The sequence below is a fragment of the Bartonella sp. AP65SXKL genome (assembly GCF_042195725.1).
Taxonomy (GTDB): domain Bacteria; phylum Pseudomonadota; class Alphaproteobacteria; order Rhizobiales; family Rhizobiaceae; genus Bartonella.
Genome location: NZ_JBHIOW010000015.1, coordinates 20147 through 31317, shown reverse-complemented (window position 1 = coordinate 31317; position 11171 = coordinate 20147). Strand labels below are relative to the sequence as shown.

Genomic DNA, 11171 nt, shown 5'->3' with positions numbered 1-11171 from the left:
ATATCCACTAAACCAGCATGAAATAAGGCATTTGGCAAAAGAAGATAAGTTGGAACCTGTGGAACAACCGCTCTAATACCTAGCTCAGGCGGAACATCAAGCGGTATAGAGAGATTAGATGAAGGTTCCAAAGCATCAGAGGACTGAGAAGGCTTTGGTTCAACAGGGGCAGAAGGAGGAGAAACAGTATCCAGAGATGAAGTGTCCTCCGGAGCAGAGGGCTCAGATGGCAGAACATCATTAGTAGAATCTTCAACTGGAACAAACGGTGCAGGCATAGGTTGCACAGCAGAAGGAGCCTCCGGAACTGTTGGTACAGAGGGAGGCTCAGACGGAACTGGTGCAGAAGGAGTCAGCGTCGAATCCGTAGGGATAAATGTTTCAGACGGTTCAGATCCTTCAGGCAAAGAAGGTGTAGATGGTATAAGTGGAGGCTCAACAGAAGGGGGTTGTTCAGGTGAAATAGTCTCTGTTGGTCGTTTAGAAGGAACCGTCTCTTCTTCAGATTGAGGAGGTAAAACTGTAGACGTTGGCTTAGAAGCAGTTTCAGAAGAATCTAATTCAGGACCAATGTAAACACTTTCGAGACGAAAATCCCAAAAATCCCCTTCTCCAACAACCAATCTATTCTTTGGATCTGCATTTCCAGAAGAAGAACTTGGACCATAGACACGAAGTTTATATTGATAAGGAAATCCATTCACCGTAGTATAACTATTGGCTAACTTAAAAGAACTTTCCTCTGCTGTCCCAGCAACTTGAACAAGTGAAATACTTTGACTTCCTTTATTGCCAGCTTCTCCTTCTAAAGTTTTGGAAAATTTCTCCATCATGAGCAGTGTACTTCCCAAAACATTCCCGTAGATCAAAATACGATCAGTTTTTTGAGGATTAAACGAGCCGTCATTATTCACAAACGCACTCATCTTAATCTGCACATTTCCCTTTGCATTATAGGCTTCTTTATCATATTGTATCCCCTCTATTGGATTTATGTCATTTAGATTACTTCCTTTCTCAATATATACTTTTCCAATATATAGCGTTTGATAATCTTGAGATATAAATTTATCAAAAAAAATTGTGCTATCAGAAATGCTTATAGACGAAAGTAATGAATCTACAGGAAGAGATTCCTGTAAATCTGTATGTTTCCTTTTGGTGAGATACCATGCAGAGCCATTTGTTAATTCTAAGTGAACAGTTGATGCATCCTCAACACGAATACCCCCTGTAAGGATAGAATCCTTTGCTTTCACCAATAGAGAAGAATTATTTTGAGCCTTTAACAATAAATCACCAGAGATCTTTGTCCTTTCTGTTAATTCAATGGTAGCTTCAGCTCCATAAATATCATCTCCCGTACTATAAATGGCAATACCATCGGGAACTGAAAAAGTTGTCTGTGACAAATGCAAAGATGCTTCACCCCAAACAATTTTTTCTACTTTTGAAAGTTTTTCACTCCCTACCTTAAACATATCACCCCATACATCTGGGCCTAATCCATAAAAATACAGACCGTATACTCCCTCACCCTGAACAGAAATTTCTGTACCTTCAATCTTAATATTTGTCTTTTTAAACTCATTTGATGAAGCGTATTCTTGAACCAATTTACCTTCAGCATCTGCATAACCTGCAAAATTCGTAATCAAGAAGCCATGCATATCAGTGAGCTGAATAAAATCACCACGTAATTGAACATTACCACCCTGTGATATGTCAAAAGCTCTTGGAAATTCATCAATACTTTCATTATCAACTACAATCGTGTGTTTCTTACCTTTTCCCTGAATATTGGTTGTATCAATAAGATATTTTCCCCCAAATTGTGTTGAAAACGCACCAATCTCATTAAAAGTAATAGTACTGCCTGACATCCTAATGAATGCATCAGAACTACTAACAAATCCAATCCCTTTTGCATTCAAATTATCTGATACAATATCAATATTTACGCTCACTAAAGCAATATCGGTTTTTTTTCCTTCTGCACATACAGCTTGCAAACTACCTTCAATCTTCCCTCTATTCATCACAACTTGCCCGTTCTGAACACGAAAACCGGACATATCCTTAATATTTGAATTGGTTAGAACAAGCTTGCCATCATCTTTTACAGATGCACTATATAAAAACATCTGCTTTGGCCTATGCGAGATAATATTTGTCTCTAATAAATTTAAAACAGTTCCCTCTTTTTCTATAGAGAAGACAGCAATAAAATCATCTAGAGAAGAAACAGAAGGAGTATAATTTTTATTACTTATCGTATGTTTTTTACTATCGCTATATGTAAAAAAACTCCCTGATACATTACAGGAAGTTCCTAAATTATTAGGATTCGCATTAACACTCACGATTGGCAAAAAAGAAACAATAGCCGTTGTAATAAATAAAAATCTATACCCGCTTAATACATTAACCATAACTTTATTCCCAATTTGCCTTTCTCCCCTGTTAGTTAAAAATAAAAAACATTCCCCATAACATTAAGTTAAACACACTAAAAATAGCAAGTATAAAACTTAAATAATCACTTTATACTTCATAAAACACTCTATAACTTATATAAAAATTACTCTATATTTCATAGGCACCTAAAAACGATAGTATAAACCGCCTGAAAAAATAATCCCTGAAAAACCACCTTTTCTAAGGCAATGCTGATAAGTTACATCTCCATGCAAAGCAGAGTTTGAAGACAACTGAGCCTTCAATCCCATTCCAGTTTCTAGAGAAGAGCCAAAAGCCCTTATTGGAATTCATCTCCAAACCGCACACGTTGTTTTCCTCTAAAACTAATGGCAAGCTGAAGCTTGCAATTGAAAGAAACAACAAGAGCCTCTTTAGAAGCAGCAAGCATCTTTCTTAAAGACCACCAACACGCATCACCCATAAATCAAGTTTTCCCATCTCAATATCAAAACCATCAATATCAGACGCCTTATCAAACCGCACATTTTGATAAATAACCTAAACCTGCGGATCAAAAATAACCCCTTTATGCCCTGTCGTAAATGACTTGCCCGCAATCAATGAAGCACTCAAAGGTGTTTCCTTCAATGTTGCTGTCTTGCCTCTTGCTTGCGTGAGAACATCCCCTTTAAATAAACCATAGGAAAAAAGGACATCTATATAAAAGCCTGTATCATGCTGCATGCTGCCATATACTGTAATAGACCATTTATCAAATGTACTTTTTTGCTTTCTTTAACATCTTGAGGTTGTAGAGAGTTTTTTTTCCATTATTCTCCATTATTCCAAAGCTCAAAGTGTGATGTGTATCCTCAATCGCATTGAGCAAGACACTTGCCTCTATACCATGAACAACAGAAACCTGAATCTTACCTTCATCAAAGGAAAGAACCACCCTGCTTCACACCAAACACAGATTGAGATAACGTAGCATTTCTACCACTTTTCTTTTCGCCATTTCCTGTAATAGAACTCTTTTTAAAAGAAGTTTTATTATCTTTTGACACAACCACTGCTGATGTAATCTTCTCAGATCTCTTTAATTCTAAAATTCCATCAGCTCCTGAAAGCCTTTTTCCCCTTTACTTTTTTGCGGCTTAATAACTATGTCATGAGTTCGTATTGTAAAAATAACACCTGCAGCTCTCCTATCCAATCCACTCATATATAACTTATTACGACTTCCAAAAGTACGAGAAGCATCAACTGTATCACACGAATACGACTTAAAAAGAGAATTACACGAGGGGTTATAATCTTCTGCACTCACATCTATATTGTGCACGAAGAAAGAAATAGAGGTCGTAAGAGAACACACACATAGCGTTTTAGTACTTTAATCATAATTTAGTCTAAACTTCCTTTATTTTATTCATAAAAAACTGAAAAGACACACCTAGTTCATCTACTTATTATGTACCGTTACATATAATTTGTTTTGTATTATATGTAAAGTCAAAAATCAGAAAAACGACACAACAAAACCATGTTTTGTGCTTATGTCTTTCACAAAGGATGTATTAAAGAAAAATACAATTAAAAATGATAACTTAATCCACCAGAAAAATGCGTTCCGGAAAAGCCGTCACTCGTAAATTTATGCTGATAAATCAGATCGCTATGAAAAATAATTTTGGGAGATAATTGCGAAAAAACACCAAATCCAGCTTCTAAAGAAGTCCCAAAGGAACCAAGCTGGAAGGCATCTTTAAAATATACAAATTGTTTATCATCAAAACTACGAATGAAATGAAGCTTACCATAGAATGAGAGAACATGTGCATCTTTATCTTTAGTAAATGTAAGTGTCTTCGTTAAATACCCACCAATACGCATCCCCCAATGATCTGGACTTCGCATATCAATATTAAAATTATCAATATCACGAGTCTTATGAAACTGGAGATTTTGATAAACAAACTGAACCTGTGGTTCAAAAATAAAATATCGGCTGCCTATCATAAACGTTTTACCAGCAATTAAAGAAACACTTAGGGGCTTCCCTCTCAATGCAGCCGTTTTACCTCGCTCAAGTGTGAGAACATTTCCATTAAACAAACCATAAGAGAAGAGACCATCCATATAGAGACCCGTATCATGCTGCATGCTTCCATATGCTGTGATTGTCCATTTATCAAATATACTTTCTTGACTTTGTTTAACCTTTCGAGGCTGCAAAGAAAGCTTGCCATAATTTCCCATAATCCCAAAAGATGTCGTACTGTATGCACTTTCGATTTTCTTGAGTAAAATACCTGCCTCTAGTGCATTATAATCAAGCTCACCGCCATAATCACCATATTTAAATGCAGACAAATTTGAAGTATAATGATGATGTCCACCGTAACCGCGCAAAAACAAAGCGGGATTTTCATCATTTTTCAACAACCGACCAGGAACAGTTCGCAGCGCTTGCAACTGCTTGCTTTGATTACTGATATCCATCAATCCAGCATAAAATAAGGTATTTGGCACAAGAATATAAGTCAAAACCTGTGGAACAACGACTCTCACATTTGGCTCAAAATGAGAAGAAGGCTCAAAAACAGATGCCGGAACAGAAGAACCAGACGCAGGTGGAGTAACAACAAAAGGAGTGGGTGAAACAGATGGCGGAACAGAAGAACCAGATGCAACTGGGGAAACAACAGAAGGAGTGGGTGAAACATGCGGCGGAACAAGTGAACCAGATGCAACTGGGGAAATAACAGAAGGAATGGATGAAACAGATGACGGAACAGAAGAACCAGATGCAACTGGGGAAACAACAGAAGGAGTGGGTGAAACATGCGGCGGAACAGGTGAACCAGATGCAACTGGGGAAACAACAAAAGGAGTGGGTGAAACATGCGGCGGAACAAGTGAACCAGATGCAACTGGGGAAACAACAGAAGGAGTGGATGAAACAGATGACGGAACAGGTGAACCAGATGCAACTGGGGAAACAACAGAAGGAGTGGGTGAAACATGCGGCGGAACAGGTGAACCAGATGCAGGTGGAGAAACTGGATTAGATTCAGCAATAGCGGGAACAACAGGTGCAAGAGAGGAAAGAGGATTGGGGATCTCAAGTACAAAAACATCAGATACATTAGGTGTGGTCGTAAGATGGGAATCCCTATCAGGAGAATCTACAGGAGAAGAAAGACTTGGCTCCTGAGACTTTTGCTGAGAGTTAGAATCAATAGAACCATCCTCACCTCCAGTAATATTAGGATGAATTTTAGGAAAAGAAGGAATATCATCAGAAGAAGGGGGGACAACCAAATCAAGAACAGGAAAAACTTTAGTGGAATCAACAAATTGACTTTCAAGTCGGAAATCCCAAAATGTTCCAGAGTTTTTAAGCACTCTTTGATTGGAATCTGCCGCCCCTAAAGCAGAGCCTGGACCATAACTCTTAAGATGATACTGATAGGGGGAGGCTTCAAGTGTGACATACCCCCCCTTTAACTGAAAAGAATCTTCCATGGCTTTTCCATAAACCTGAATAATGGAAATCCCCTGATTATTACCACCATCTCCCGTCAATGCCCCTGGACTTCCAGGAATCTTATAAACATGAACTGTTGTTTTTCCTTCAAGATCACCATTGATTAAAAGCCGGTCAGTTTTTTGCTCTTGCAGAGCTCCGCCTTTATCCAAATATGCATTAAGATAAAGATTCACATCACCGTGCGCTTTATAGACAGTCCCAAATCCTTTTCCAATGAGAAGTGTCTGATAACCATTTGTTTTTTTAGATTTTAATTCTTCAAAAACAAGAGAACTATCCGTAAGATTAACCGAAGAAATAGAAGAATAATCTTTTAACCTAGAACCAGAAGCATCAGAATTTTGCAATTTGTCATATTTTGGTCGCGATAAAATCCACTTTGAACCATTTTTTAAATCTATCTTAGCTGTAGAACTTTCATCAACATGTGCGCCTCCTACAAGGGTAGAAGCATCAGCCTCAATCTTTACATTAGAACGCTCAACAGCTTTCAGGAGTGAATCTCCAGAAATTTTTGAATTTTGTAAGAGTTTAACAGAACTTTCGAATTCACGACTATAAATAGCCGTACTTTCTGGAGCCATAAAAGTTGTCTTTGTCAAATGGACAGTCCCTTTTCCAGGTATAATTGTTTTTTTATCATTTAAGACAGCTTCCCAAAAAAAGTGCATGCCATTAAATCCATTCCCTCTCACAAAAACATTGGAATATTTTATATGAGCAGCATTATGGTTATTCCCCTGCACTACAATGCCATGAACATTGCCGACATTAACGTTTCCCTTCTGGAAATTAAGAGAGCCTTTCCCCTGAAGCATACTAAAAGCAGAACCTTCACGATGATTATCTGTATTTGTTTCCTGTTTCCCCCTCCCAGTAATAGAAACGCCCTCTAAATTAATTTCTCCATCTCCTCCTGTTTGAACACCAATACCATCAGCAAAATCAATTTTTCCTCCTTTCATATAAATTTTTGCACCATTATGACTCAAAAGACCTATCGCATCAGAAGATGTCTTAATCTCTGTCTTGGTCAAAGAAACAAACGACCCTTTACCCCCAACACTGATCCCCATTCTGGTTGCTTTAATCACCCCATCCTGCATTTCAAAAGCTCCCTCATCATTAATATCGGCCCCTATCGACACGTTATTTAACATGGAATCAAATAGAGCAACACCTCCCCCATTTGAGGACTTTACAGCTGTTGTCCAAGCGTTTGTTTCTGAATGTCCATGTGCATTCGAAACACCGTTAATGATTATAGCCTCTCCCTCAATGACTGTATTTTTCCCTGATGCCTCTATGGCAGCATAAGAACTTTCACCCGTAAGTTGATAAGTTTTCTTGGTAATTTCATGCGTTTTACCATCATTACAGCGATAAAATGAGGCACTTTCGTTACATGAATATGGCTTCTTCTCAGAAGAAATCTCACCTGCATCAGTATTGTATACAAAGAAAAAAATAACCGTTGTAAAATGATATAAAGAGAGATGATTTTTAAACATAATTTTCTACAAACTTTCTTCCCCTTCTCTAAAAACAAAAAACACGCGTTCTGTTTAATAACTTTGGTTGCGCGTGATAATTTAAAATACGTTTTGTGTTTTATATATCCACCCTATGTTTTATGTAAAGCCAGAATCCCAAAATATCACAATTTAAAATTGTATTATTTATAAAAACGCGTAAAAATATAGATAGAAATAAAAATTCCACCCCAAAGCAGTGATTTCAAGAGAATTTAATAAAAATAAACTCAAAGAAGAAAAACAGCATAAGAAGCAAAAACTGCAAACCAGAAAGCCTTATCTCGTTTCTAAAAAGAAACAAACTTGCTCATGAAAAAAAAACATTTTTTTAAAAAACTTATTTAAAAAGTTGCAAACAAATAATAAAAAACCACAAGCTATGCTTGTGGTTCTTTAAACAACTTACCTCAAGATGATCATCCTAAAAACGATAGCGCAATCCACCAGAAAAACTGATTCCAGAAAAACCACCTTTACTCAACTTATGCTGATAAACCAAATCACCATGAAGCGCAAATTTTTGAGACAAGCGAGCATTAAGACCTAATCCAGCCTCTAGAGAAGAACCAAAAGCCCCTAACTGGAAAGAATCTTTAAAGCGCACAGACCTTTCTTTTCCAAAATCATGGGCAAAATGAATCTTTCCATAAAAAGAAACATCACGATCTTTTTCAGACGCAGTAAGAGTCTTTATCAAGCGACCACCCATACGCACCATCAATTGATCAAGTTTATCCATCTCAATATTAAAATTATCAATATCGCGGGCCTCATTAAATTGAAGATGCTGATAAACAACCTGAACCTGTGGATCAAAAACAACACCTTCATATCCTGTGGCAATTTTCTGACCACTCATCAAGGAAACACTTAAAGGGTTACCCTTCAATGTTGCCGTTTTACCCCGCGCAGTTGTCAGAACATCTCCCTTAAACAGACCATAAGATAACAAACCATCAACATAGAATCCTACATCATGCTGCATACTTCCATAAACTGTAGCAGTCCATTTATCAAATGTACTTTTTTGGCTTTGTGCAACATCTCGAGGTTGTAGAGAAAGCTTTCCATAAGACCCCATCACCCCAAAGGATATAACACTGTCAACATTTTCAACAGTTTGTAGCAAAACACCTGTCTCTAGTGCATAGTACCCTAGATCTCCCCCATAACCATATTCAAGCGCAGATAAATCTGAGGCATAACGATAACTTCCACCATAGCCACGCAAAAATGAAGCAGAATTTTCATGAATTTGCAACATTCCACTAAGATTAGTCCGTACTATCTCCAACTGCTTGTTTTGATTGCTGATATCTATCAAACCAGCGTGGAACAAACTATTCGGCAAAAGTAGATAAGTTGGCACCTGAGGAACAACAGATCTTACACCTCGTTGAGACGGAGAAACATTTTCAATTTCAGAAAGACTATCTGTAGAAGACGCTGGAACAACATCACCAGAAGATTCGGGAATAATATCCTCAACAGAAGCACGTGCAGGAGGTGTACGTTTAGAAACCATAGGAGTTTCTCTATAATCAGCAGTTTGAACATATTCATTTTCTAAACGAAAATTCCAAAATGCTCCTCCGTTCAAAGCAAATCTCTGTTTAACATGCTCCTCCCCTCTAGTAACACTTGGGCCATAAGAACGAAGAACATATTTATAAGGCGCGCCATTTAATGCAACATACTGCCCATTCAGTTGAAAAGAGTCATACGATGCATCTCCATAAACTTGAATAATTGAAACACTATGCGCTTTTTTATTTTTTTCTTCTAAACCTCCCGCAACCCCTTGTATATGGACTATAGTTCTTCCCTTAACGTCACCATGAATGAGAAGCCGATCCGTTACTTGATGATCACTTGTATCACTAGGATTTAAACGTGCATTCAAATGAATCCAAGCATCACCAAAAGCCTGATAAACAATACCTGTTCCTTTTCCAATATAAAGCGTTTGATATGCATGATTAGTACTGGACTTTGGTTTTTCAAAAGTAATGGAACTATTAGAAAGGTGTACCGATGAAATAAACGAAACACCTCTATAATTAGGATCTTGTAATTTTTTCTGTCTTGGTTGCAATAAAGCCCACTGTGAATTATTTCCCAAGATAAGGTCGACTTTAGAACTGTTATCAACCTGAGTTTGACCGACAAGTGCAGAAGCATCAGCAACAACCTCTATAGAAGAGTTACGATCAGCCTTCAGCAACAAATCCCCCAAAAGCTTTGTTTCCTTTAAAAATATTTTAGATTTTCCAGATTGACTGCTATAAACAGCTATACTATCTGGAACGACAAAACGCGTCTTTTTCAAATCAACGCGCAATGATTTTCCCTCTGACGAACCTTCTGATGCTGCCACACCTTCAAAGTGTATACCATAAAATGCATTACCTTTCACTGTAATATTGGAATCTCCAATATTAATCTGAGGAGCTTTATCTCCCTGCAATAAAAGCCCATGAGCATCAGTAACATCAACAGAACCTTTCATAAACTGAACATAACCATCTTCAGATATATGAAAAGCTGCCTGACGACCTGCATCCAGCCCTTGATCATCCTTGCCGGTACTCCCCTTGCCGGTAATAGAGACACCCTCTAAAATAAGATATCCTTTTTCTTCTGCTTTAACCCCAACTCTCCCTAGGCTAATTTGCGTATTCGTTAAATCAACACCACTTTGAGATTTTCCTCCAGCAAAAGCCCCCACTTTGATTGCATCAATTGATCCACCAGACATTACGATGAATCCACCTTGAGCTTCCACCCCCACTAAAACCCCACTCAACGTGGAATCGCTCAGAAAGACGCCCGCTTCTTCTGATACCTTTACTCCATATTTCCAAAAATTGTTTTCCGAGTTATTCTTTTCATCCAAAATACCCTTAACAGTTATATTCTTGCCACGAATAATTGTACCTTCCTTAGACGCCTCCATGGCTCCATGAACACCATTAACATTTTTATCCATTAACGAATAAACTTTATTATTAATTTCGTGCGCTCCACCATCAGAACACTGATAAAATGCTGCATTCTGATCACATGAAGACTGCTTTTTTCCAGAGATAACCTGAGATTCAGCATTGCGTGCAAAAACACCAACATTGTGTGTCAAAAAAAGAAGTGCCGTTGTAAAAGTACATAAGGAGAAGCGATTTTTAAATAGATTGACCATAATTCCACCATAATCCCCCCTCTTCTTACTAAGATCTACACATAACGTATCAAAAAACTTAACCAAAAGAAAAATATTTAATACGTTTAGGTTTTAATATCGTGAGTTTATTAATATTTTTTGTGTTTTATGTAAATATGGAATAAAAAAATTACTCGAAAATACAATCTAAATCTGTCGCTTTTACAAAGAATTTGCAAAAATATAACTGAAGAACGACAGAAAAATCACCTTTAACGTTGTTAGTCAAAAACACCCTTAGTCAGTTGACATGCATTAAGAACACCTACTTTAACTGCCGTCTAATCACCGCCAGAACGGATATAATCAACATCCTTACGATAATATTATATTGAAACAGTGTACACTCTGTAAGCAGACAAAACATATGCCAAAATTGAGAAACAAGAGTTCACATATGCCTTTTAGGCAATCTTCATGGTAAGACAGTCTAATAAAAAGT

General features: G+C 37.4%; 3 protein-coding genes and 1 pseudogene. All 4 read right to left on the bottom strand.

The window, feature by feature from the left end; all coding sequences use genetic code 11:
- Positions 1–2432 (bottom strand): autotransporter outer membrane beta-barrel domain-containing protein (locus ACFIMP_RS08110; RefSeq protein WP_375686234.1); only part of this gene is annotated, 2432 nt, incomplete at its 3' end.
- A 171-nt stretch (positions 2433–2603) separates the two neighbouring features.
- Positions 2604–3331, bottom strand: a pseudogene (locus tag ACFIMP_RS08105) (autotransporter outer membrane beta-barrel domain-containing protein); the annotation flags it as partial.
- A gap of 686 nt (positions 3332–4017) precedes the next feature.
- Entirely contained in the window at positions 4018–7488 is a 3471-nt protein-coding gene (locus tag ACFIMP_RS08100) for an autotransporter outer membrane beta-barrel domain-containing protein (RefSeq protein ID WP_375686233.1), read from the bottom strand.
- A gap of 445 nt (positions 7489–7933) precedes the next feature.
- Positions 7934–10708 carry an autotransporter outer membrane beta-barrel domain-containing protein gene (locus ACFIMP_RS08095; protein ID WP_375686232.1) on the bottom strand — a complete coding sequence of 925 codons (2775 nt, stop codon included), beginning with the start codon at positions 10706–10708 and terminating at the stop codon, positions 7934–7936.
- Between the last annotated feature and the right edge of the window lie 463 nt (positions 10709–11171).